A 23252-nucleotide genomic window follows, 5' to 3' on the forward strand; every position below is an offset into this window, starting at 1 on the left:
GGCTCAGCCCGCCGCCTGTTTCGCCGCCGCCGTCATCTCCCCGATCAGCAGCTCGGCGGGCTCCACCCCCACCGACACCCGGAAGAATCCCTCGCTGATTCCCAGCGCCGCGCGCCCCTCCGGCGTCAGAGCCCGGTGCGAGCTGGACGCGGGATGCGACAGCGTGGTGCCGATATCGCCCAGCGTGGGGGCAAAGGCGATGTCGGGGCAGGCGCGGGTGAAGGCATTGGCCGCCGCGCGCCCGCCCTCCAGCTCGAAGCTCAGCATGTTGCCGCTGCGCGCGCCCAGCAGCTCTCCGGCGCGGTTGTGGTCGGGGTGATCGGCCCGGCCCGGGTAGAGCACCCGTTTCACGCCCGGCGTCTGGGCCAGCGCGTCAGCCAGAAGTGTCGCGTTCTCCTCCGCCCGGTCGTAGCGCAGCTCGAAGGAATAGAGGCCGCGCTCGGCCAGCCAGCAATCGAAGGGGCTGGGCGTCAGGCCGAGCGTGACCGCGCTGTCGTAGATCTTCTTGCGCAGCCCCGCGTCCTTCAGCGCCACATAGCCCAGCGTCACGTCTGAATGCCCCGCCAGAAGCTTGGTGACCGAGTGGATCACCACATCGGCGCCATGCTCGAACGGGCGGAAGGCGCGCGGCGTGGTGAAGGTGTTGTCCACCACCAGCAGGATCCCGCGCGCGGCGGCCAGCGCAGCGATGCCCTCGATGTCGGCCACCCGCAGCGTGGGGTTCGACACCACCTCGACCAGGATCATCCTGGTCTCGGGGCGCAGCGCGGCCTCGATGGCGGCGACATCCGTGGGGTCGGCCAGCGAGGTCTGCACGCCGAAGCGCGGCAGTTCCTCCGCCATCATCCGCAGCGACCGGCCATAAAGCTGATCGCCCCCAAGAACGTGATCGCCCGCCTTCAGCCCGCCGATCATCACCGCCGTCACCGCCGCCATGCCCGACCCGAGGATGAGACCGCCCTCCGCCCCCTCCAGGCCGTCGATCTTGTTGGCCAGCACATCGGCGTTCGGATGACCCTCGCGCGCATAGGTATAGCCCTTGGACCGCCCCTCATATTGCGCGTCCAGCGCATCGGGGCTGTCCGAGGCATAGACCACCGAGGGCTGGATCGGCGTGCCCACGGGGCGCGAGGCACTGTCCGGCCAGGGGGTGCGGCGTACGACGGTCTTGGGGGTCTCGGTCATCGAGGGCTCCTTGGGGTGTTCGGATGGGGCTGCGGAACCGGCGGCCTACTCGGCCACCGGGGCCAGGCCGTCGCGGAACCTCTGCATGTTCTGCTGGTAATGCAGCGCCGAGGCGCGCAGCCCGGCGATCGCCTTTTCGTCGAGCTGGCGCACCACCTTGCCCGGGGCGCCCATCACCAGGCTGCCGTCCGGAATCTCCTTGCCCTCGGTGACCAGCGCGCCGGCGCCGATCAGGCAGTTCCTGCCGATTCTGGCGCCGTTCAGGATGGTCGCGCCCATGCCGATCAAGCTCTCGTCGCCGATGGTGCAGCCATGCAGCATCGCCTTGTGACCGATGGTGCAGTTCTTGCCCACGGTCAGCGGAAAGCCCATGTCGGTGTGCATCACGCAGTTTTCCTGCACGTTGCTGCCCGCGCCGATGGTGATCGGCTCGTTGTCGCCGCGCAGCGTCGCGCCGAACCAGACCGAGGCGTTCTCTTCGATGATCACCCGGCCGATCAGGTTGGCGTCGGGGGCGATCCAGTAATCGCCCCATTCGGGCAGTTGCGGCGCATGGCCGTCCAGCGCGTAAAGGGTCATTGCCTCTCCTCGAATTCCTTGTTCAGCCGGCGCACGAACTCGTTCAGCCCGGTCTGTCGCTCCCGTTTGAGCCGCTCGGCGGTGACGATGGCCTTCAGCTCGTCATAGGCGGCGTCGAGATCGCGGTTCACCAGCACATAGTCATATTCGGCCCAATGGCTGATCTCGTCACGCGATTTCTGCATCCGCCCGGCGATCACCTCGTCGCTGTCCTGGCCGCGGGTTTTCAGCCGCCGCTCCAGCTCGGCGATGGAGGGCGGCAGGATGAAGATCGACACCACGTCCTTGCCAAGCGCCGAGTTGCGCACCTGCTGTCCGCCCTGCCAGTCGATGTCGAACAGCACGTCGTGGCCGGACAGGATCGCCTCTTCGACCGGTTTGCGGGGCGAGCCGTAGAAATTGCCGAACACCTCGGCATGTTCCAGCATGCCGCCGGTGTCGATCAGATCCTCGAACTCGGCGCGGTCGAGAAAGAAATAGTCCCGCCCGTGCTCCTCGCCGGGGCGCGGCGCGCGGGTGGTGGCCGAGACAGAGAAGCGGAACGCCGGATCCCAGTCCAGCAGCCGCCGGGTGAGCGTCGATTTCCCGGCGCCCGAGGGCGAGGAAAGGATGATGAGAAGCCCGCGCCGGTCGGCCATGCCTTACTCCACGTTCTGAACCTGCTCGCGCATCTGATCGATGGTGGCCTTGAGGTCAAGGCCGATGCGGGTCAGATCCGTGGATTGTGCCTTGGAACACAAGGTGTTGGCCTCGCGGTTGAATTCCTGCATCAGGAAATCCAGCTTGCGGCCCACCGGCCCCTGCCCGGCCAGCAGATCGCGCGCGGCGGCGATGTGGGCGGTCAGCCGGTCCAGCTCCTCGCGGATGTCGGCCTTGACCGCGATCAGGGCCAGTTCCTGCGCCACGCGGGCCTCGTCGGCGCCCTCGGCGTTGTCCATGACGCGGGCGAGGTTCTCGCGCAGCAGTTCGTGGCTGCGCGCGGCGCGGGCCTCGGCGGCCGCGGCGGCCCTGGCGACCTGCGACTCGACCGTGTCCAGCTGGCCCTGCAGCACCGCGACCAGCGCCCGCCCCTCGGCCGCCCGCATGGCTGTGAAATCGTCCAGAAGCGCGGGCAGATCCGCCATCAGCGCCTTGAGCAGAGGCGCGGTGTCCTCCTCGGCGCCGGAGCCCATCTGGACGCCGCGCATCGTCAGCACCTCGGCCGCCGTGGTCGGGGCGAGCGCCAGATCGTGCAGCCGCGCCGCCGCCTCGATCCGCTTCAGGGCCGAGAGCACCGCGGTCATCGCCGGCTCGTCGATCTGGATTTCCTCCCCGCCCGCCTCGCGCGTCACCCGCAGGGTCAGGCTGACATTGCCGCGCGCCAGCCGCCCGGTCAGCGCCGCGCGCACGCCCTGTTCCAGTCCCGCGATCCAGTCGGGCAGCCGCAACCGCAGGTCGAGGCCGCGCGCATTGACGCTGCGGATGTCCCAGGCCCAGCGATAGTCGCCCCGCCCGCCCGTTGCGGCCGCGAAGCCGGTCATGGAGTGAACCATTCGTTCCGTCGTCCCTGCATGTTCGGGCGGCGCGCGCCCGGTTCCGGTTTGGGGTGTCGTTCTGCCCCGCGATAGCACAGGCCGCGGCCGGGCCACAACGCCCCCAACCCCGTCTGCCGCGGCAAATGAAAAGGGCCGGGCAAAGGCCCGGCCCATGATCCGTTCGATCCGCCGGCGGGTCAGCCCACCGCGACCTCGCGGTCGTCGCGCATCGCCGACAGTTCCTCGGCCACGAGGAAGGCCAGCTCCAGCGACTGGCTGGCGTTGAGGCGCGGGTCGCAGGCGGTGTGGTAGCGGTCGGAGAGATCCTCGTCCGACACCGCGCGCACGCCGCCGGTGCATTCGGTCACGTCCTTGCCGGTCATCTCGACATGCACGCCGCCGGGGATGGTGCCCTCGGCCTTGTGCACCGCGAAGAACTCCTGCACCTCGCGCAGCACATTGTCGAAGGGCCGCGTCTTGTAGCCCGAGCCCGACTTGATCGTGTTGCCGTGCATCGGGTCGCAGGACCACAGCACGTTGGCGCCCTCGGCCTGGACGGTGCGGATCAGCCGCGGCAGATGATCGCCCACCGTGCCCGCGCCGAAACGCGCGATCAGGGTCAGCCGGCCAGGCTCGTTCTCGGGGTTCAGCGTGGCCATCAGCCGCTTCAGGTCGTCCTCTTTCATGGAGGGGCCGCATTTCAGGCCGAGCGGGTTGATCACGCCCTTGCAGAATTCGACATGCGCGCCGTCGGGCTGACGGGTGCGGTCGCCGATCCAGATCATGTGGCCCGAGCCCGCGATGGTGGCGCCTGTGGTCGAATCCACGCGCGTCAGCGCCTCTTCATATTCCAGCAGAAGCGCCTCGTGCGAGGTGTAGAAATCCACCTCGCTGAGCTTGGCGCTGGTGTCGGCGTTGAGGCCGGCGGCGGTCATGAAGTCCAGCGTGTCCGAGATGCGGTTCGCCATCTCGCGGTATTTCTGCGCCTCTTCCTGGTCGGTGAAGCTGAGCGTCCAGGAATGCACCCGGTGCACATCGGCGAAACCGCCCTTGGAGAAGGCGCGCAGCAGGTTCAGCGTCGCCGCGGCCTGGGTGTAGGCCTGCAGCATCCGCTTGGGATCGGGAATGCGCGCGTCGGCGGTGAACTCGAACCCGTTGATGATGTCGCCGCGGTAGCTGGGCAGCTCGACGCCGTTGACCACCTCGGTCGGCGCCGAGCGCGGCTTGGCGAACTGCCCGGCCATGCGGCCGACCTTCACCACCGGCACCTTGGCGCCGTAGGTCAGCACCATCGCCATCTGCAACAGCACCTTGAAGGTGTCGCGGATACCGTCGGCGGAGAATTCGGCGAAGCTCTCGGCACAGTCGCCGCCCTGCAGCAGGAAGGCCTCGCCGCGCGCGGCCGCGCCCAGTTTCTGCTTCAGCTTGCGGACCTCGCCGGCAAAGACGAGCGGCGGATACTTGGCAAGCTGCGCCTCGACGGCGGCCAGCGCTTCGGGATCCGTATACTCGGGCATCTGAATCCGGGGTTTTGCTCTCCAGTCAGATTTGTGCCACTTCGTCATCGTCTTCGCTCCAGGGGTCTGCAAATTTGCGCCCGTCTTTATAGGCCGGCGAGGCCGCGCGCGCTACCGCAAAAACGATGCACGCCGCGATCCGATCCTCAAATGCGACATGATGGCTTGATTGCGACAGGCAAACCTGTTTTCGCTGGAAACCGGATCTGCCAAGGGAGCGCGGTGTGGAGGAAGTCGTCCGCCCCGAACATATCGTGGATGTCGAAGCCAGCGGGACACGGCCGCGGCGCTTCGTCTTTGTGCTGCTCGACCAGTTCACCATGCTCAGCTTCGCCTGCGCGATCGAGCCCCTCCGCATCGCCAACCGGATGGCGGGCAAGACGCTTTACAGTTGGAAACTCGCCGGCGAGGGCGGGGATTTCGTGAGCTGCTCCAACGGCACCGCGTTCAAGCTGGACATGGACCTCGACGAGGTGAACCGCGAGGACGTGGTGCTGGTCTGCGGCGGGCTGGAGGTGCAGAAGGCGACCACGCGGCGGATCCTGAACTGGCTCCGGCGCGAGGCCCGGCGCGGGGTGGCCATCGGGGGGTTGTGCACCGCCGCCTACACGCTGGCCAGGGCCGGGCTGCTGGACGGGCGGCGCGCCACCATCCACTGGGAGAACCACGACAGCTTCGCCGAGGAGTTCGAGGAGGTCGAGCTGACAAAATCGGTCTTCGTGACGGATGGCAATCGCTTCACCACCGCCGGCGGCACGGCCTCGATCGACCTGGTGCTGAAGATGATCGCCGACGACCACGGCGAGGATCTGGCCAACGCGGTCGCCGATCAGCTGATCTATTCCTCGATCCGCACGGACCAGGACACCCAGCGCCTGTCGATCCCCACCCGCATCGGCGTGCGTCACCCCAAGCTCAGCCAGGTCATCCAGATGATGGAGCACAACATCGAGGAGCCGATCAGCCCCGCGCTGCTGGCCAAGGAGGTGGGGATGAGCACCCGCCAGCTGGAGCGGCTCTTCCGCCGTTACCTCAACCGCAGCCCCAAGCGCTACTACATGGAACTGCGGTTGCAGAAGGCGCGCAACCTGTTGATGCAGACCGACATGAGCGTGATCAATGTCGCGCTGGCCTGCGGCTTCGCCTCGCCGTCGCATTTCTCGAAATGCTACCGGGCGCATTACAACACCACCCCCTACCGCGAACGCGGCAGCCAGGCGGCCCGGCCGCCGGCCTGAGGCTCAGAACCGGGCGGCGACCTGGTCGTAATTGCTGTTCAGGGCGAAGCTGATCACCACCACCCCGTCGTCGCGCTGATGGGTGATCGCGTAGAACCAGATATAGGCCAGCCCGGTCCAGTAGCCGACGATCTCCTCGCGGAAGCCATTCTCCAGCAGCCGCGTGCGGACCGTCGCGCGGTGGGTGAAATCGGCGGGGTAGATCGCGAGGAACTGCTGCTGCAGCCCGTTCAGCTGCTCGGCGGTGTATTCGTCGCGCCCGCCCAGCCTCTGGATCAGCGGGATGAAGTCCCGCCGGGCGATATGGCCATCGACGAAGCTGTGGAACGTGGCGTCGTCGGCGAAGATGCTGTCGGTCTCCTGGGACCGGACGGGGGCGGCGCTCAAAAGCGACAGGACGGCGGCAAGGACACAAAGAAAACGCGGCATCAAACCCTCCTCTGGCGATGGGTGATTCCACGCTAGTTTCAAGCCCGAATCCGGTCAATGGACGCTACGGCAACCAACGCATGCAGGGTTTTCATTTCACCGCGCCCGATCTAACGTTCGCGCCGGACGACCTATTCAACATGGGAGTTGAGAGATGAAAAAACTGCTTCTGGCCACCGCGCTGAGCACCCTGGGCGCCACCGGCGCACTCGCCGCCGATGAAATTAAGGTCGGCGTCGCCCTCGCCTTCACCGGCCCGCTCGAATCGCTGGCCCCGCCGATCGCTCAAGGCGCCGAACTGGCCCTGAAGGAGGCCAGCGACTCGGGCGTGTTCCTGGGCGGCGCCACCGTCACCCCGGTCCGCGCCGACACCACCTGCATCGATGCCGCCGCCGCCACCGCGGCCGTGGAGCGCATCATCACCGCCGACCGCGTGTCGGGCGTGATGGGTCCGATGTGCTCGGGCGCGACCACCGCGGCGCTGCAGAACGTGGCCGTGCCGAACGGCGTGGTCATGATTTCGCCCTCGGCCACCTCGCCGGCGCTCTCGACCATCGAGGACAACGGGCTGTTCTTCCGCACCGCGCCCTCGGATGCCCGCCAGAGCCAGGTCATGGCCGACATCATCCTCGATCACGGCATCAAGGAAGTCGCCGTCACCTACACCAACAACGACTACGGCAAGGGCCTGGCCTCGACCTTCGAGGAAGCCTTCACCGCCAAGGGCGGCACCGTGACCCTGAACACCGCGCATGAGGACGGCAAGGCCGACTACTCGGCCGAGGTCGGCGCGCTGGCCTCGGCCGGCGGCCAGGCACTGGTGGTGGCAGGCTATGTCGACCAGGGCGGCGCGGGCGTGGTCCAGGCGGCGCTCGACAGCGGCGCCTTCGACACCTTCGTCTTCCCCGACGGCATGGTTGGAAACGCGCTGACCGACCGCTTCGGCGCGGATATCGACGGCTCCTTCGGCCAGAACCCGGCCGCCGCCGGCGAGGGCCGCGACATCTACACCAAGATGGCCGAGGCCGCGGGTTTCGACGGCACCTCGGCCTTCTCGGGCGAGGGCTATGACGCCGCGGCGCTGATCGTTCTGGCGATGCAGGCGGCCGGCTCGGCCGACCCGGCGGTCTACAAGGACAAGGTGATGGACGTGGCCAACGCGCCCGGCGAGAAGATCCTGCCCGGCGAGATCGGCAAGGCGCTGCAGATCCTCGCCGATGGCGGCGACATCGATTATGTCGGCGCGGCCTCGGTCGAGCTCATCGAGCCCGGCGAAAGCGCCGGCTCCTACCGCGAGATCGCCATCGAGGGTGGCGAGATCAAGGTCGTCGGCTATCGTTGACACCATCCGTCAAATCACTAAGACAGCCCGGCCCGTTGCCGGGCTGTCTGAGTTTTGAGAGAATGACCCACGCGTAAACGGGGGCGGTCGATGATCATCGCACAGGACGTGCACAAGCATTTCGGCGGTTTTCGCGCCGTGGACGGGGCCACGATCGAGATCGCCGAAGGGTCGATCACCGGCTTGATCGGCCCCAACGGCGCGGGCAAATCCACGCTGTTCAACGTGATCGCCGGGGTGCTGAAGCCCACCTCGGGAAAGATCACCATGGCCGGCGAGGACATCACCGGCCTCCCGCCGCATGAGCTGTTCCACAAGGGGCTTCTGCGGACCTTCCAGATCGCACATGAATTCTCGTCGATGACGGTGCGCGAGAACCTGATGATGGTGCCCGGCGGCCAGCGCGGCGAAAACCTGTGGAACGCCTGGTTCCGCCGCGGACAGGTGGCCGAGGACGAGCGCGCGCTGGCGAAAAAGGCCGACGAGGTGCTGAACTTCCTCACCATCGACCACCTGGCGGACGAGAAGGCGGGCAACCTGTCGGGCGGGCAGAAGAAGCTGCTGGAGCTGGGCCGCACCATGATGGTGGACGCCAAGGTGGTGTTCCTCGACGAGGTGGGCGCGGGGGTGAACCGGACGCTTCTGAACACCATCGGCGACGCCATCGTGCGGCTGAACCGCGAGCGCGGCTATACCTTCTGCCTGATCGAGCATGACATGGATTTCATCGCCCGGCTCTGCGACCCGGTGATCGTGATGGCCGAGGGCAAGGTGCTGGCGCAGGGCAAGGCCGACGCGATCATGCAGAACGAGGCGGTGATCGAGGCCTATCTCGGCACTGGCCTGAAGAACAAGGCGACGGCGCAATGAGCGGCGCGAGCCCGGCCGGGAGCGCCCGGCGTGACGGCGCCGCGCCGGCCGCGAAGGGCGGGATCTTGAGTATTTTTGCCAAGAAGAAGGGGGCGTGCTGAGATGGCTGAGCCGTTTCTGATCGGCGAGGGGATGACCGGCGGCTATGGCGGCGCGGACATCCTGCATGGCTGCACGCTGGCCGTGGAGCGCGGCGAGATCGCGGTGATCGTGGGGCCCAACGGCGCCGGCAAGTCGACCGCAATGAAGGCGGTGTTCGGGATGCTGAACATCCACACCGGCCGCGTGGTTCTGGACGGCGAGGACATCACCGCGCTCAGTCCGCAGGAGCGGGTGGCCAAGGGGATGGGATTTGTCCCGCAGGTCAACAACATCTTCGCCACCATGACGGTGGAGGAGAACCTTGAGATGGGCGCCTTCCTGCGGCGCGACGATTTCTCGGGGACGATGGAGGAGGTCTATACCCTCTTCCCGATCCTGCGCGAGAAGCGGCACCAGCATGCCGGCGAACTCAGCGGCGGGCAGCGCCAGCAGGTGGCGGTGGGCCGGGCGCTGATGACCCGGCCGAAGCTGCTGATGCTGGACGAGCCCACCGCGGGGGTCAGCCCCATCGTGATGGATGAGCTGTTCGACCGGATCATCGAGGTGGCGCGCAGCGGCATCTCGATTCTGATGGTGGAGCAGAACGCCCGCCAGGCGCTGGAGATCGCCGACAAGGGCTATGTGCTGGTGCAGGGGCGCAACGCCTATACCGACACCGGCAAGGCGCTGCTGGCGGACCCCGACGTGCGCCGGACATTCCTGGGGGGCTGAGGCATGGATATTCTCAACGCATTGGTGGCGCTGGCGAATTTCGTCATCATCCCCGCCACCGCCTATGGCGCGCAGCTGGCGCTGGGGGCGCTGGGGGTGACGCTGATCTACGGCATCCTGCGGTTTTCCAACTTCGCCCATGGCGACACCATGGCCTTCGGCACGATGGTCACGGTGCTGGTGACCTGGGGGCTGCAGAGGGCGGGCGTGTCGATCGACCCGCTGCCCACGGCGCTGCTCGCCCTGCCCTTTGGAATCGCGGCGACGGCGGGGCTGCTCTTGGGCACGGACCGGATCGTCTACCGTTTCTACCGCCGGCAAAAGGCGAAGCCGGTGATCCTGGTGATCGTCTCCATGGGGGTGATGTTCATCATGAACGGGCTGGTGCGCTTCATCATCGGGCCCGATGACCAGCGTTTCGCCGATGGCGCGCGGTTCCTGATCAATGCGCGCGATTTCAAGCAGGCGACCGGCCTCGAAGAGGGGCTGGCGCTGCGCTCCACCCAGGCGCTGACCATCGTGACGGCGGTGATCGTGGTGGCGGCGCTGTTCTGGTTCCTCAACCGCACCCGCACCGGCAAGTCGATGCGGGCGTTCTCGGACAACGAGGACCTGGCGCTGCTGTCGGGCATCAACCCCGAGCGGGTGGTGATGTATACTTGGCTGATCGTGGCAGCGCTGGCGACGATCGCCGGCACGCTTTACGGTCTCGACAAGAGCTTCAAGCCCTTCACCTATTTCCAGCTGCTTCTGCCGGTTTTCGCCGCCGCCATCGTGGGCGGGCTCGGCAGCCCGCTGGGCGCGATCGTGGGCGGCTTCGTCATCGCCTTTTCCGAGGTGACGGTCACCTATGCCTTCAAGAAGGTGCTGGCCTATCTGCTGCCCGAGGGGCTGGAGCCCGAGGGCCTCGTCCAGCTGATGTCGACCGATTACAAATTCGCGGTCTCCTTCGCCATCCTGATCATCGTGCTGCTGTTCCGCCCGACGGGCCTGTTCAAGGGGAAATCGGTATGACCAAGCGTGACACCTTCCTTTTCGTTCTGGTGGCCCTGCTGATCCTGGGCACCGGCCTGTTCCAGAGCTGGAACGCGGCGCTGGCCATCGTCAACATGGGGCTGATCTCGGCCATCATGGCGCTGGGCGTGAACGTGCAGTGGGGCTATGCCGGCCTCTTCAACGTGGGTGTGATGGGCTTTGTCGCGCTCGGGGGGCTGGGCGCAGTGCTGATCTCCATGCCGCCCGTTCCCGAGGCGTGGTCTGCGGGCGGCGCGCGCGTGCTGCTGGCGCTGGGCGTCGGCGCGGGCGCGCTGGTCGCCGCCGTGATGACATGGAAGCGCATGGCCAAGGGGCGCGTGCGCGGGCTGGCGGTTCTGGCGATCCTGATCGTCGGCTTCTTCGCGTTTCGCGCGCTGTTCGACCCGGCGGTCTCGGCTATCGAGGCGGTGGACCCGGCCCGCACCGGCTATCTCGGGGGGCTGGGCCTGCCGATCCTGCTGGGCTGGCCGGTGGGCGGGCTGCTGGCCGCCGTCGCCGCCTGGGCCATCGGCAAGACCGCGCTGGGGCTGCGCTCGGATTACCTGGCGATTGCCACGCTGGGGATCGCCGAGATCATCATCGCGGTGCTGAAGAACGAGGACTGGCTGTCGCGCGGGGTGAAGAACGTCAACGGCCTGCCCCGCCCCGTGCCCTACGAGGTCGATCTGCAGAGCAGCGCCGCTTTCGTGGCGCGGGCCGATGCCTGGGGGATGGATCCGGTGCTGGCCTCCACCATCTTCGTCAAGCTGTGCTACATGGGTCTTTTCGCGCTTGTCCTGCTGGCCCTGATCTGGCTCAGCCAGAAGGCACTGAATTCGCCCTGGGGGCGGATGATGCGCGCGATCCGCGACAACGAGGTGGCGGCCGAGGCGATGGGCAAGGATGTCAAGGCGCGGCATCTGCAGGTGTTCATCCTGGGCTCCATCGTCTGCGGCATCGCGGGCGCCATGATGACAACGCTGGACGGGCAGCTGACGCCCTCCTCCTACCAGCCGCTGCGTTTCACCTTCCTGATCTGGGTGATGGTGATCGTGGGCGGGTCGGGCAACAACTGGGGCGCGGTCCTGGGCGGTTTCCTGATCTGGTTTCTCTGGGTGCAGGTGGAGCCCCTGGGCAACGCCCTGATGGGGCTGATCACCGCCGGCATGGCCGACGGATCGGCGCTGAAGGCGCATCTGCTGGAAAGCACCGCGCATATGCGGCTGCTGACCATGGGGGTGATCCTGCTGCTGGTGCTGCGCTTCAGTCCGCGCGGGCTGATCCCCGAACGCTGAGGCGCGGGCGCGTCTTCGATGCTGACGGGGCGCGGCCACGCGGCTAGGATCGTGGGCATGGATGACATGGCCCTTCTTCTGCTGGCCGCTGGGGCCTCCTCCCGGATGCGCGGGCGCGACAAGCTGCTGGAGCCGGTGGAGGGCCGGCCGCTGCTGCGCCGGCAGGCGGAGGCGGCGCTGGCCACTGGCGCGCGGGTCTATGTGACCCTGCCGCCCGGCGCCGAGGCGCGCCGCGCCGCACTGGAGGGGCTTGCGGTCGAGGTCGTGGAGGTCGCGGATGCGGCGGCCGGCATGGCCGCCTCCTTCCGCGCGGGCATCGCCGCCCTGCCCGCGGGCTGCCGCGCGGCGCTGGTGGTCCTGGCCGACATGCCGGAGCTTGGCGCGGAGGATTTCAGGCGATTCTTCAATGCTTTCCGGGACGATCCTGAGGCGCCGATCCTGCGCGGGGCCGGCCCCGATGGCCAGCCGGGCCACCCCGTCCTTTTCCCGCAGCGGCTGTTCGCCGAGCTTGCCCGGCTGCACGGCGATCAGGGCGCCCGGACGGTGCTGCAGGCCCACCGGGACGAGATCCGCCCGATCCCCCTGCCCGGCCAGCGCGCGCTGACCGATCTGGACACGCCCGAGGCCTGGGAAACCTGGCGCAACGCGCAACAGTAACGCGAAAGGCGCGCCATTGGCGCGCCCCTCTCAACATTGCAGCGCACGGGCGATGCCACGCACCGCCCGCAGGCCCGGCCGGGGCGCCAGCCCCGGCCCGTGCTGCATATCCCGTCGGATCAGTGCAGAAGCAGCGCCGCCTCGTGCCGCTTGAGCGTCTTGCGCGCGGCGCTGTAGCCCTCGAGCCCCTGATGCGTGCGCAGCTCGGGGAACAGGTCGAGGATCTCGTTGCGCTGCGAATTGCCCATGCCCCGGAGCGTGTAGTCGCCGGGTTGGAAGCTCTCGGTCCAGGCGCCGTTCGACAGCACCACCTCGTGCTGGTCGAACATGAAATGCACATAGGTCGTGCCCAGCGTGTTCAGCACCGAGACCCCGCGGTTGTTCACCAGGTGCTTGGCCGCGGCCAGGACCTCGTGCTCGTCGAAATAGAGCGCGGTGCGGTCGTTGGCGACCAGCAGCCGGTGGTTCGGGCTGACCACCATGTCGCGCTCCGGCAAGCCGTGGCCAAGCGCGCCCTTCTGCACCAGGATCGGCTTCAGATGCGGCGCGCGCGCCAGGTCGCGGCCGTTCAGCGCCTTCTGGCCGATCCAGCGGATCTCCTGAATTCCGTTGTCGCGGGTGATGATCTTGTCGCCCTCGCGCAAATCCTCGACCCGGCGCTCGCCGGTGGGCGTCGCGATCATGGTCCCCGGCGTGAAACAGGGGATCACGTTCTCGATCTCCTCGAAGCGCATGGTGCCGGTGATCTCGCCGTCGGCGTCGCGGAAATAGACGGTGCCGTTCTCGGGGTTCGAGTCGTAGACGACATTCAGCGAGCCGCCCGGGTTCTGCGCAGCCCCCGCCCCGGTCAGGTCGAGCGTGTCGTAATCGTCGCCGCCGCCGCCGCCGTGGACGAATTCGCCCTGGTTGCCGCCGAAGAAGCTGTCGCGGTCGTCGCCGCCCGAGAGTGTATCCGCCCCCTGCCCGCCAATGATCGTGTCGTTGCCGGTGCCGCCGTAAATGGTGTCCTCGTCGATGCCCCCGTCGAGCCAGTCATTGCCCGCGTCGCCGTAAAGCGTGTCATCGTCGTCCTCGCCATGGATCACGTCGTCGCCGGCGCCGCCGTGGATCGTGTCCATGCCGTTGTCGGGCACCAGATCGCCCTGGTCGTCGCGGATGTTCAGGCTGTCCGGGAAGGACGGGCCAAGGCCGCCATAGATGGTGTCGTTGCCCGCGCCGCCATCCACCAGGTCGGAGCCTTCGGAGGCGGTGATCAGGTCGTCGCCCTCGCCGCCCTTCACGGTGTCGTCATCGACGCCCGCGTTGATCACGTCGTTGCCCGCGCCGCCATCGATCAGGTCGTTGTCGTCGCCGGTGGCGATCACGTCGTTGCCGTCGCCGCCAAAAACGGTGTCACGGTCGTCGAACGGGTCCGCATCGCCCGGGAACAGCCCCGGATAGCCGCGATCCGGCAGCGGAGTGCCGTTGCCCGCGTCGATCACATCGTCGCCGTCGCCGCCGTCGACGGAATCGCTTCCGCCGGCGCCGATGATGGTGTCGTTCCCGGTCCCGCCGATCAGCGTGTCGTCATAACCCATGCCGTCCGCTCCCGAGCCACCGGCGTCGGCCGGGTCGTAGCACTGATGGAAATCGGAATATTCGAGCACGAGGTCGGTGGCGCCGGTGTTCAGCGTCGGCCCCGCATCGGGCAGCGCGCCGTTGAGGTTGCCGTCCACGGCGAAATAGGTGCGTTCCGTCCCCGCCTTGAGCGACACGCCCATCAGCGGCTCCAGCCCGGCCAGCGCGGGGTCGTTGACCTCGATGTAATCCCTCAGCTCGGCGTAGAAATCGTCGAGGTCGTTGCTGATGAAGGTCGCGGTTCCGCTGTCGGGGAAATTGTCGATCTTCACCGTGTGGTCATAGAGGCCGTCGCCGTCGGTGTCGTAGTAAAACACGACGTTCGAGATGTCCTTGTCGCTCGGCTCGAAATAGTCGGAGCCGCCGTCGGGGCTGTCGCCGACGATGTAGTCGTCCCCGGTGCCGCCCTCGATCAGGTCGGCGCCGGAATTGCCCAGCAGGGTGTCGTTGCCGCCGCCGCCGAAGAGCGAGTCGTCGCCCGCGCCGCCGATCAGCAGGTCGTCGCCCTCGTCCACGACCTCGGCCGGGGTCGAGACCTCATAGGGCGAATTCAACAGCGTCAGGTCCGGCCCGGTCAGCGCCACCGAGAAGACCGGGTCGTCATAGTCCTGGTCGTCGGCATAATACGGGTCGCCGTTGGCGTTGATGTCCTCGAAGCCCAGCGTCACCGAGCCGTCGGCGTTTTCCGACACGCCGGCGAAATGCTCCACCCCATCGGCGTTCAGACCGACATGGCTGCCGTAGCCGGCGGTGTGGTAGATGTCGCCCGAGATCACGGTTTCGGTGCCGTCGGTGGCGACATGCACCAGGATCGGCGTGACGGTGTCCAGCGTGGCCGGGCCGCCCGTCGCCGCGTCGCGGAACACGAAGCTGCCCGCGCCCAGCCCGTCGAAATCGTTCAGCCCGGCGCCGTTGGTGATGGCGAAGACGCCGACCTGCGCGCCGGCCGGGATGTTGTCGTAGTTGTAGGCGCTCACGCCCGGCTCCAGGTCGCCGCCCGAGCCTTGCGCCGAGGTGTCGTCGAAGGCGATCTCGACCTGTGCGATCTCGCCGGTCGCGGGGTCGATGTAATAGACCCCCAGCGTGTTGTGGTAGCCGGCCTCCTCGTATTCGAAGGTGATGGTGGCCGCGCCGGTGGCGGCGCCGCCGTCACCATAAAGGATGTCGTTGCCGGTGCCGCCGTCCAGCGTGTCGTTGCCCGAGCCGCCGTAGACCTCGTCGTCGCCGCAACCCGACAGCACGGTGTCGTCGCCGGCGCCGGCCAGCACGATGTCGTCATCGGAGGCCTCGCCGGGCAGCATCGCATCGCCCGCGTCGATCATGTCGCCATCCGGGTCGCCGGTGTAGGCGGCGTCGATCAGGTCGTCGTTGGCGGTGCCCTCGACGATGCCGTCGGGCGCCTGCGCCAGGTCGAAGCTCATGTCGGAATAGCCGATGGTGCCGGAATACGTCGCGTCGTCGCCATCCTCGTAGACCAGTTCCAGGCTGACGATCGGGCCGGCGACGGAGACGGTCACGGTATCGGACGCGCCCGAGCCCTCGACGCCGGAGCTGTCATGGCCCTCGCCCTCGATGCTGTTGCCCGAGACGGCGTGGTTGGCGGTGGTGTCGGAAAAGGTGACGGGCACGATATTGCCGTAGGCGTCCCGCGCGATCACGGTCACCTTGTCGTCCCAGCTGCAGCTCCCGGCGTCGACGTCGAAGATCTCGAAGCTGAGGTTCTCGACCGGCTCGGAGAAGTTGATGGTGGTCGTCACCGGCTCGGAAACGCCGCTGGAGGGTGCCAGCGCGCTTTCGCCGAAGCGCGAGCCCTCGCCCACGGCGGCGGCGCTGTCGCCGTCGGAATTGGTGGGGGTGGAAACGGTGACATCCACCGAGCCGGAGCCACTGCTCAGCGTGGTCGTGCCGTCGTCATTCGCGGTTGCCCAATCAAGCAGAAAATCGGCCATTGCGTAATTCCTTTGCCTATCAGCGGGCCTGTCGGCTCAGGCCGCACCACCCTTAAACTCTTCGCTTTCGTCCCCGGCCCACCCCCGATTGCAGGGCCGCGGACAGTCGTGTTCGGACAGGTGGAGGACCGGCCGTTTCACGCACGACCCGCCGTGGCGGGGCACTCGTTCTCGCTTGCCCAACGGATCAGTTCACTCGTCATCCATTGGCCGGTCACACCTGCCCTGGTCATGCGGAGCGACAGTCGTCAGGCCGGATGGCGGGCCCGCATACGCAACGTCGTTCACCGGATCGGAGACAGCCGGGCCGCGGCGGACGGTGGGGCCGCGCCAGTCACATGGCACAGCTTTCCCGTCTGCGCGGTGCATCGCTGCCCGCGCAGTGCCGTTCTCATCGGTCGGTGCACTCCGCCCTGCGGCATCGCCAGGATACCGTTGCGTGTGCGGCCGCCCCCGTGGCCTGATCTTGTCGCCCCCCAGTTGGGCATGGATGTTTTAGCCGGTTGGCCGGGCGGCACAAAACAAAAAAGGCGAAATCGAGGCGTCTAGATGGCATCGAGACGGCCAAAAGATAGCGATCATGCCTCATTTGGGGTGGAATTGGATCGGGGGATTGTTTCCCGAGACGACCCACCGGATTTAGGCAATTCGCCAATATGTTGTGGGGTTTCTAGGGCTTTCGGAGCATATCCGGTCGCCTCGGCGCTGAAATTCCGCGTCTTCTGCGGCGTTTCCGCTGCATTGTTCCCGTTTGGGAAATGGCTGTCCGGCGCAAATCCGGCAACAGGCCGTGGCGAATGTGTCATCAATGGGGCAAGGGTCAAGTGTTCTCGAAACCGCGGCAATGGCATCGGCGCATCGCCATTGGTGACGTTTCTTGTGATCGGACGGGCGGCTCCGCCCGAATCACCCAGCCGTCCCAGGCGCCGTCCGGGACGGCCCGGCGGGGCAGTCGAATGGGCGGCCGCGCCGAGGCGGCGAATCCCAAAAAAACTTTGAAACTGGTGCCCGAGGTGGGACTCGAACCCACACGGCATTGCTACCGGGGGATTTTGAATCCCCTGCGTCTACCATTCCGCCACTCGGGCCAGCCCGCGCGGTGTAGCGTGGCCGCGCGGCCCGGTCAACGCCGCTCAGAACGCCACGCGCACCAGCCACAGCGTCAGCCCCGGACAGGCCAGCAGCAGCGCCACGCGCAGCAGGTCCGACAGCACGAAGGGCGCGACGCCGCGATAGGTCAGCCCCAGCGGCACGTCGCGCGCGACCGCGTGGATGATGAACAGGTTCATCCCCACGGGCGGGGTGATCAGCCCGACCTCGACCACGATCAGGGCCAGCACCCCGAACCAGATCGCGGCCTCCTCGGGGCCGAGGCCGAAATCCAGCGCCTGGATGACGGGATAGAAGATCGGAACCGTCAGCAGGATCATCGAAAGGCTGTCCATCACGCAGCCGAAGACCAGATAGCAGGCCAGTATCGCCACCAGCACCGTCAGTGGCGCGAAGCCCTGCGCCGTCACCCAATCGACCAGCGCCTGCGGGGCCTGCGTGAGGGCAAGGAAGGCGTTGAACAGCTGCGCCCCCAGCACAATGAAGAAGATCATCGCCGTGGCGCTGGCGGTCTCCAGGATCGCGGCGCGCAGCCCGGCCCAGCCCAGCCCCCCGCTCAGCGCGCCGTAAAGCCCGGTCGCCACCGCGCCCACCGCCGCCCCCTCGGTGGGGGTGAACAGCGCCTGCACCCCCTCCCGCCCCCAGTTCCAGTCGGCCGCGATGCCGCCCATCACCAGGGCGAAGATCGCCACCACCGGCCAGATGCCGACCAGCGTGCGCAGACGGCGGGCGAGCGGCACCCGCTCGGCCGCGCTGGCGGCATCGGGGCGCAGCCGCACATAGACCGCCACGGTCAGCATGTAGCCCAAAGCCGCCAGCAGGCCCGGGATCAGCGCCGCCATGAACATCTTGACCATGTTCTGCTCGGTCAGGATCGCATAGAGCACCAGGATGATCGAGGGCGGGATCAGGATGCCCAGCGTGCCGCCCGCCGCCAGAACCCCGGTGGACAGCGCGTCGGAATAACCGCGTTTGCGCATCTCGGGCAGCGCGACATGACCCATGGTGGAGGCGGTGGCGAGGCTCGATCCGCAGACCGCGCCGAAGCCCGCGCAAGCCCCGACCGCGGCCATGGCGATGCCGCCCTTGCGGTGGCCCAGCCAATCCGAGGCGGCGGCGAAAAGCGCCCCGCTCATCCCCGACCGCGTGGCCAGCTGCCCCATCAGCAGGAACAGCGGCACGATCGAGAGGTTGTAGTTGGAGAACGTGTCGTAACTCAGCGATTTCAGCTGGCCGAGCGTGGCGTTGGGGTAGCCCAGCACCATCCATGTGCCGGCAAAGCCGGTGATCCCCATCGCCACGGCGATCGGCACCCGCAGGAAGATCGCCAAGAGCATCAGCGCAAACCCCGCGAGCGCCAGTTCCAGCCCGGTCATGGCCGCCCCTCCTCCCCGTCCAGCGTCCAGTTCAGGCCGCGCCACATGGTATAGAGCGACACCACCAAGAACGCCGCCGCGCCCCCCAGCGACAGCGCGTAGGGGATCCAGACCGGCAATTGCAGGTCATAGGTGGTTTCAGCGAAGAACGGCCTGTCGCCCATGCTCAGCGCCGCGCGCAGGGCATCGCCGCCATAGGGAAACCTCTCGCCGAAGCCGAGCCAGAGCCGCCACAGGATCACGCCCGCGGTCAACGTGATCAGCGTGTCGCCCAGCAGGCCGAATGCCGCCCGCGCGCGCGGCGGGAAACGCTGGATCAGCACATCCACCGTCACATGCCCGCGCCGCAGCTGGCACAGCGGCAGGAAGGAGAACACCGCGATGGCGCAGCCCGCCTCGACCAGCTCGTAATCGCCGGTGACCGGCCCGAGGCCAAGCCCGGACAGCGCGCGCCCCGTCACCGAGGCCACTGTGACCAGCGCGATCCCCAGTAGCGCCGCGCCGCCGCCATAGGCCATCCCGCGCGCCGCCCGATCGAGCACGCGGCCGGTCGCAGCCTCCGCCGCCCTTGCGATCGCCATTCCCCGCGCCTCCCCGCGCCCCGCATTCCCGTTGCGCGCCGGTGTAGCCCGGGCACGTCCCGCCCCGCAAGGTTCGCGCGCGCTTGACCCCGGCGCCGGGACATGCTGCATGGGCCGCGCAACGAGGCGGGAGTGGGCCATGATCCGCGGGCTCTATGACTGGACGATTTCGCTGGCCGAAAGCCGCTATGCGCTCTGGGCGCTGGCGGTGGTGTCCTTCGTGGAAAGCTCGGTCTTCCCGATCCCGCCCGACGTGCTGATGATCCCGATGATCATCGCCCGCCCCGCGCGCGCCTGGGTGATCGCGAGCGTGGCGCTGGCGGCCTCGGTGCTGGGCGGGATGCTGGGCTATTACATCGGCTACGGCCTGTTCGAGAGCGTCGGCCGCCCGGTGCTGGAGTTCTACGGCAAGGACGCCTATTTCGAGGACTTCCGCGCCCGCTACAACGAATGGGGCGCCTGGGCGGTGCTGGTCGCGGGGATGACGCCCTTTCCCTACAAGGTGATCACCATCCTGTCGGGCACCACGGGGCTGAACCTCGGGGTTTTCATGCTGGCCAGCGTGGTCGCGCGCGGCGCGCGGTTCTTCATCCTGGCGGGGCTGCTGTGGAAATTCGGCGCACCCATTCGTGATTTCATCGAGAGGTGGCTGAACTTGATCTTCGTGATCTTCGTGATAGCCCTGATCGGAGGCTTCTATCTGGTGAAATATCTATGAACCGACGCATGCTGATCCTTCTCGCCGCCGGCGGTTCCCTGGCGCTTCTGCTGGGGGCGTTCGGGTTCCAGTATCTCGGCGGGCTCGCGCCCTGCAAGCTGTGCCTGTGGCAGCGCTGGCCACATGGCGCGGCAATCGCGATCGGGGCGCTGGCGCTGGTGCTGCGCGGGCCGGCCCTGCCGGTCTTCGGCGCGCTCGCCGCTTTGACCACGGCCGGTATCGGCACCTATCACACCGGGGTCGAGCGCAAGTGGTGGGCCGGACCCAGCTCCTGCACCGGCGACGGCGGCGCGCTGAGCGGGCTGTCGGGGGGCGATCTGCTGAATTTCGACGCCCAGACGACCATCATCATGTGCGACGTCGTCCCGTGGGAGATGTTCGGCCTGTCGATGGCCAGCTACAACGCGCTGGCCTCGGTCCTGTTCGCCGCGCTGTGGCTGATGGCGGCCCGCGCGCGCTGAGCGCCGCCCGGCGCCACGGCCCGCGCTAAGGCCGCCGGCAAACCGGGGCGCCTCGGAAATGGCCGCCGGAAAGGATTTACATTGCAATGAAAACAATGCGTTACCCCTCCTTCCGCGCAGCGGGTGGGGAAACCGCGCCCGGACCATTGCAGCCCATATCCGGGATCGGATATAGTGAGCGCCACAAGATATAGAGCGCGGACAAACGGGCGGAAAAGAACATGAACGATACGCCGGAAACCCCTGAAAACGAAGACGAAGGCGCAGGCGGTCCGGTCTATTCCGGCCCCTCCATCTCGATCGAGGAGGAGATGAAGACCTCCTACCTCGATTACGCGATGAGCGTGATCGTCTCCCGCGCGATCCCCGATCTGCGCGACGGGCTGAAGCCGGTGCACCGGCGCATTCTCTTCGCCATGCACGAGACCAACAACACCCACGACAAGCCCTATCGCAAATCCGCCCGCCCGGTGGGCGACGTGATGGGGAAATACCACCCCCACGGCGACTCCGCGATCTATGACGCGCTGGTGCGGATGGCGCAGGATTTCTCGATGTCGCTGCCGCTGCTGGACGGCCAGGGGAACTTCGGCTCGATGGACGGGGACAACCCGGCGGCCATGCGCTACACCGAGGTGCGGATGGACAAGCCCGCCCAGGCGCTGCTGGCCGATATCGAGAAAGAGACGGTCGATTTCCAGGACAACTACGACGGCAAGGACCGCGAGCCGACGGTCCTGCCCGCGCGCTATCCCAACATGCTGGTCAACGGCGCCGAGGGGATCGCGGTGGGCATGGCCACGCGCATTCCGCCGCACAACCTGGGCGAGGTCGTGGATGCCACGCTGGCGCTGATCGAGGACCCGGATCTGACCTCGGAGCAGCTGATCAACTATATCCCGGCGCCGGATTTCCCGACGGGCGGGATCATCCTCGGTCGTTCGGGCGCGCGGAAAGCCTATCTCGAGGGGCGCGGCAGCGTGGTGATCCGCGCCAAGACCCGCGTCGAGGAGATCAGGAAAGACCGCTACGCCATTGTTCTCGATGAGATTCCCTATCAGGTGAACAAGGCCTCGATGATCGAGAAGATCGCCGAGATGGTGCGCGAGAAGAAGATCGAGGGCATCGCCCATGTCCAGGACGAATCCGATCGCGTGGGCGTGCGCGTGGTGGTCGAGCTGAAGCGCGACGCAACGCCCGAGGTGGTGCTGAACCAGCTGTTCCGCTTCACCCCGATGCAGGTCTCCTTTGGCTGCAACATGCTGGCGCTGAACGGCGGCCGGCCCGAGCAGCTGACCCTGCGCCGCTTCCTCACCTCCTTCATCAGTTTCCGCGAGGAGGTGGTGGCGCGGCGCACCGCCTATGATCTGCGCAAGGCGCGCGAGCGCAGCCATATCCTGTGCGGTCTCGCCGTGGCGGTCTCCAACGTCGACGAGGTGGTCGCCGCCATCCGCAGCTCGGCCGACCCGGCCGAGGCGCGCGAAAAGCTGATGACCCGGCGCTGGCCGGCCGCCGATATCGCCGATTATATCCGGCTGATCGACGACCCGACCCACAAGATGAACGAGGACGGCACCTACAACCTGTCCGAGACCCAGGCCCGCGCCATTCTTGACCTGCGCCTCCAGCGCCTGACCGCGATGGGCGTGAAGGAGGTCACCGACGAACTGCAGGACCTGGCTGCCAGGATCAAGGACTACCTCGCCATCCTGCGCTCGCGCGAGCGGATCATGGGCATCATCGCCGACGAACTGCGCGAGGTGAAGGAACAGTTCGCCGTGCCGCGCCGCACCGAGATCGTCGACTGGTCCGGCGACATGGAGGACGAGGACCTGATCGAGCGCGAGGAGATGGTCGTGACGGTCACCCAGTCCGGCTATATCAAGCGCACGCCGCTGGCCGATTTCCGCGCGCAGCGGCGCGGCGGCAAGGGGCTGTCGAGCATGGCCACCAAGGAAGAGGACGTGGTCACCACCCTCTTCGTCGCCAACACCCACACCCAGCTGCTGTTCTTCACCACCGAGGGGATGGTCTACAAGCTGAAGACCTGGCGCCTGCCGCTGGGCGGGCGCACCGCGCGCGGCAAGGCGATCGTCAACATCCTGCCGATCCCCGCCGGCGTCTCTGTGGCCGCGATCATGCCCGTCGACCGCCCCGAGGAGGAATGGGCCGATCTGCAGATCGTCTTCGCCACCACCGCGGGCGACGTGCGCCGCAATGCGCTGAGCGATTTCACCAATGTCATGCGCAATGGCAAGATCGCGATGGACCTGCCCGAGGGCGTGTCGCTGGTCAACGCGCGCATCTGCGCCGAGGAGGACGACGTGATGCTGGTCACCGCCCATGGCCGCGCGATCCGCTTCCCGACCACCGATGTGCGTGTCTTCAAGGGCCGCAAGTCAACCGGGGTGCGCGGCATCCGGCTGGCCGAGGGCGACAGCGTCGTGTCGATGGCCGTGATCCGCCATTTCGAGGCCACCGCCGAGGAACGCGCCGCCTATCTGAAGCAGCGCCGCCTGGTGGCCGGCGCCACCGAGGAGCCGGCCGACGAGGACGAGCCCGAAGTCGCCGCCGGCCAGCTCTCGACCGAGCGCTATGCCGAGATGTCGGCGGCCGAGGATCTGATCCTGACCATCACCGCGCGCGGCACCGGCAAGCTCAGCTCCAGCCACGACTATCCCGTCCGCGGGCGCGGCGGCCAGGGCGTGCAGGCGATCGACAAGGCGATGCGCGGCGGGCCGCTGGTGGCCTGCTTCCCGGTCGAGATCGACGACCAGGTGATGCTGGCGACCTCCACGGGACAGTCGATCCGCTGCCCGATCGAGGGCATCTCCTTCCGCTCGCGCAGCGCCGGCGGGGTGAAGGTGTTCGACACCGCCCGGGGCGAAGAGGTGGTGTCGGTCGCGCGGATCGCCGATCAGGCCGACGAAGACGACGCCGAAGCCGGCGAAGCGTAAGCAGACGCGCGCCGCGGCCCCGGACCGGAC

At 67.5% G+C, this 23252-nt stretch carries 19 protein-coding genes and 1 tRNA gene; 10 read left to right on the plus strand and 10 right to left on the minus strand.

Annotation, left to right across the window (positions count from 1 at the left end; all coding sequences use genetic code 11):
- Positions 1-3 precede the first annotated feature (3 nt).
- From KCI33_RS02570 to KCI33_RS02590, 5 genes are all read right to left on the minus strand, one after another.
- Positions 4-1185 carry an aminotransferase class I/II-fold pyridoxal phosphate-dependent enzyme gene (locus tag KCI33_RS02570; RefSeq protein WP_212523187.1) on the minus strand — a complete coding sequence of 394 codons (1182 nt, stop codon included), beginning with the start codon at positions 1183-1185 and terminating at the stop codon, positions 4-6.
- A 45-nt stretch (positions 1186-1230) separates the two neighbouring features.
- The gene (locus KCI33_RS02575; RefSeq protein ID WP_212523188.1) at positions 1231-1764 is read right to left on the minus strand and encodes a gamma carbonic anhydrase family protein; all 534 of its coding nucleotides are present in this window, start codon (positions 1762-1764) and stop codon (positions 1231-1233) included.
- A complete protein-coding gene (gene gmk, locus KCI33_RS02580) occupies positions 1761-2402 on the minus strand; it encodes a guanylate kinase (RefSeq protein WP_212523189.1) in 642 nt (213 codons plus the stop codon). The genes KCI33_RS02575 and gmk overlap by 4 nt, the downstream gene beginning before the upstream one ends.
- Positions 2403-2405: 3 nt before the next feature.
- On the minus strand, positions 2406-3284 hold the full coding sequence (locus KCI33_RS02585; RefSeq protein ID WP_249138871.1) for a YicC/YloC family endoribonuclease: 879 nt from the start codon (positions 3282-3284) through the stop codon (positions 2406-2408).
- A 191-nt stretch (positions 3285-3475) separates the two neighbouring features.
- Positions 3476-4843 carry a 3-deoxy-7-phosphoheptulonate synthase class II gene (locus tag KCI33_RS02590; protein WP_212523191.1) on the minus strand — a complete coding sequence of 456 codons (1368 nt, stop codon included), beginning with the start codon at positions 4841-4843 and terminating at the stop codon, positions 3476-3478.
- Between the two features lie 176 nt (positions 4844-5019).
- Here KCI33_RS02590 and KCI33_RS02595 point away from each other — a divergent pair, with 176 nt between their 5' ends.
- Positions 5020-6033 (plus strand): GlxA family transcriptional regulator, encoded by a 1014-nt coding sequence (locus KCI33_RS02595; protein WP_212523192.1) that lies wholly within the window; start codon positions 5020-5022, stop codon positions 6031-6033.
- A 3-nt stretch (positions 6034-6036) separates the two neighbouring features.
- Here the strand turns inward: KCI33_RS02595 and KCI33_RS02600 are convergent, their stop codons facing one another.
- A complete protein-coding gene (locus KCI33_RS02600) occupies positions 6037-6462 on the minus strand; it encodes a hypothetical protein (protein WP_212523193.1) in 426 nt (141 codons plus the stop codon).
- A 154-nt stretch (positions 6463-6616) separates the two neighbouring features.
- Here KCI33_RS02600 and KCI33_RS02605 point away from each other — a divergent pair, with 154 nt between their 5' ends.
- The 6 genes from KCI33_RS02605 (at position 6617) to KCI33_RS02630 (ending at position 12453) form a co-directional block, all read left to right on the plus strand.
- Positions 6617-7804 carry an ABC transporter substrate-binding protein gene (locus tag KCI33_RS02605; protein WP_212523194.1) on the plus strand — a complete coding sequence of 396 codons (1188 nt, stop codon included), beginning with the start codon at positions 6617-6619 and terminating at the stop codon, positions 7802-7804.
- A gap of 90 nt (positions 7805-7894) precedes the next feature.
- Positions 7895-8674: an ABC transporter ATP-binding protein gene (locus KCI33_RS02610; protein WP_212523195.1), complete on the plus strand. Its 780-nt coding sequence runs from the start codon at positions 7895-7897 to the stop codon at positions 8672-8674.
- 102 nt (positions 8675-8776) lie between these two features.
- Positions 8777-9487 (plus strand): ABC transporter ATP-binding protein, encoded by a 711-nt coding sequence (locus KCI33_RS02615; RefSeq protein WP_212523196.1) that lies wholly within the window; start codon positions 8777-8779, stop codon positions 9485-9487.
- A gap of 3 nt (positions 9488-9490) precedes the next feature.
- Complete coding sequence (locus tag KCI33_RS02620) at positions 9491-10501, plus strand: branched-chain amino acid ABC transporter permease (RefSeq protein ID WP_212523197.1); 1011 nt, start codon at positions 9491-9493, stop codon at positions 10499-10501.
- Positions 10492-11796 (plus strand): branched-chain amino acid ABC transporter permease, encoded by a 1305-nt coding sequence (locus KCI33_RS02625; RefSeq protein WP_349252172.1) that lies wholly within the window; start codon positions 10492-10494, stop codon positions 11794-11796. Before KCI33_RS02620 ends, KCI33_RS02625 begins: the two co-directional genes overlap by 10 nt.
- A 57-nt stretch (positions 11797-11853) precedes the next feature.
- Positions 11854-12453 (plus strand): nucleotidyltransferase family protein, encoded by a 600-nt coding sequence (locus KCI33_RS02630; protein WP_212523199.1) that lies wholly within the window; start codon positions 11854-11856, stop codon positions 12451-12453.
- A 119-nt stretch (positions 12454-12572) separates the two neighbouring features.
- On the opposite strand, the gene KCI33_RS18020 is transcribed toward KCI33_RS02630, so the two are convergent.
- From KCI33_RS18020 to KCI33_RS02655, 4 genes are all read right to left on the minus strand, one after another.
- On the minus strand, positions 12573-16019 hold the full coding sequence (locus KCI33_RS18020) for a Hint domain-containing protein (protein WP_282960700.1): 3447 nt from the start codon (positions 16017-16019) through the stop codon (positions 12573-12575).
- A gap of 1002 nt (positions 16020-17021) precedes the next feature.
- Positions 17022-17107: transfer RNA gene (locus KCI33_RS02645), tRNA-Leu, on the minus strand.
- A 45-nt stretch (positions 17108-17152) separates the two neighbouring features.
- Positions 17153-18505, minus strand: coding sequence for a TRAP transporter large permease (locus KCI33_RS02650; protein ID WP_212523200.1), 1353 nt, complete (start codon positions 18503-18505; stop codon positions 17153-17155).
- On the minus strand, positions 18502-19086 hold the full coding sequence (locus KCI33_RS02655; protein WP_212523201.1) for a TRAP transporter small permease: 585 nt from the start codon (positions 19084-19086) through the stop codon (positions 18502-18504). Before KCI33_RS02655 ends, KCI33_RS02650 begins: the two co-directional genes overlap by 4 nt.
- Positions 19087-19225: 139 nt before the next feature.
- Here KCI33_RS02655 and KCI33_RS02660 point away from each other — a divergent pair, with 139 nt between their 5' ends.
- From KCI33_RS02660 to gyrA, 3 genes are all read left to right on the plus strand, one after another.
- Entirely contained in the window at positions 19226-19804 is a 579-nt protein-coding gene (locus tag KCI33_RS02660; protein ID WP_212523202.1) for a YqaA family protein, read from the plus strand.
- A gap of 8 nt (positions 19805-19812) precedes the next feature.
- Complete coding sequence (locus KCI33_RS02665) at positions 19813-20265, plus strand: disulfide bond formation protein B (protein WP_249138872.1); 453 nt, start codon at positions 19813-19815, stop codon at positions 20263-20265.
- Positions 20266-20486: 221 nt separating this feature from the next.
- Positions 20487-23222, plus strand: a complete 2736-nt coding sequence (gyrA, locus tag KCI33_RS02670) for a DNA gyrase subunit A (RefSeq protein WP_212523204.1) — start codon at positions 20487-20489, stop codon at positions 23220-23222.
- Positions 23223-23252: the final 30 nt, after the last annotated feature.

The organism is Actibacterium sp. MT2.3-13A, assembly GCF_018139985.1.
Taxonomy (GTDB): Bacteria; Pseudomonadota; Alphaproteobacteria; order Rhodobacterales; family Rhodobacteraceae; genus JAGSOU01.

What these genes read in the sequence shown, in the direction of transcription:
- gyrA (WP_212523204.1), top strand. Translation starts at nt 20,487, where the DNA reads ATGAACGATACGCCGGAAACCCCTGAAAACGAAGACGAAGGCGCAGGC.
- KCI33_RS02615 (WP_212523196.1), top strand. Translation starts at nt 8,777, where the DNA reads ATGGCTGAGCCGTTTCTGATCGGCGAGGGGATGACCGGCGGCTATGGC.
- KCI33_RS02575 (WP_212523188.1), bottom strand. Translation starts at nt 1,764, where the DNA reads ATGACCCTTTACGCGCTGGACGGCCATGCGCCGCAACTGCCCGAATGG.
- KCI33_RS02620 (WP_212523197.1), top strand. Translation starts at nt 9,491, where the DNA reads ATGGATATTCTCAACGCATTGGTGGCGCTGGCGAATTTCGTCATCATC.
- KCI33_RS02650 (WP_212523200.1), bottom strand. Translation starts at nt 18,505, where the DNA reads ATGACCGGGCTGGAACTGGCGCTCGCGGGGTTTGCGCTGATGCTCTTG.
- KCI33_RS02655 (WP_212523201.1), bottom strand. Translation starts at nt 19,086, where the DNA reads ATGGCGATCGCAAGGGCGGCGGAGGCTGCGACCGGCCGCGTGCTCGAT.
- KCI33_RS02590 (WP_212523191.1), bottom strand. Translation starts at nt 4,843, where the DNA reads ATGACGAAGTGGCACAAATCTGACTGGAGAGCAAAACCCCGGATTCAG.
- KCI33_RS18020 (WP_282960700.1), bottom strand. Translation starts at nt 16,019, where the DNA reads ATGGCCGATTTTCTGCTTGATTGGGCAACCGCGAATGACGACGGCACG.
- KCI33_RS02665 (WP_249138872.1), top strand. Translation starts at nt 19,813, where the DNA reads ATGCTGATCCTTCTCGCCGCCGGCGGTTCCCTGGCGCTTCTGCTGGGG.
- KCI33_RS02630 (WP_212523199.1), top strand. Translation starts at nt 11,854, where the DNA reads ATGGATGACATGGCCCTTCTTCTGCTGGCCGCTGGGGCCTCCTCCCGG.
- gmk (WP_212523189.1), bottom strand. Translation starts at nt 2,402, where the DNA reads ATGGCCGACCGGCGCGGGCTTCTCATCATCCTTTCCTCGCCCTCGGGC.
- KCI33_RS02660 (WP_212523202.1), top strand. Translation starts at nt 19,226, where the DNA reads ATGATCCGCGGGCTCTATGACTGGACGATTTCGCTGGCCGAAAGCCGC.
- KCI33_RS02585 (WP_249138871.1), bottom strand. Translation starts at nt 3,284, where the DNA reads ATGACCGGCTTCGCGGCCGCAACGGGCGGGCGGGGCGACTATCGCTGG.
- KCI33_RS02570 (WP_212523187.1), bottom strand. Translation starts at nt 1,185, where the DNA reads ATGACCGAGACCCCCAAGACCGTCGTACGCCGCACCCCCTGGCCGGAC.
- KCI33_RS02600 (WP_212523193.1), bottom strand. Translation starts at nt 6,462, where the DNA reads ATGCCGCGTTTTCTTTGTGTCCTTGCCGCCGTCCTGTCGCTTTTGAGC.
- KCI33_RS02605 (WP_212523194.1), top strand. Translation starts at nt 6,617, where the DNA reads ATGAAAAAACTGCTTCTGGCCACCGCGCTGAGCACCCTGGGCGCCACC.
- KCI33_RS02610 (WP_212523195.1), top strand. Translation starts at nt 7,895, where the DNA reads ATGATCATCGCACAGGACGTGCACAAGCATTTCGGCGGTTTTCGCGCC.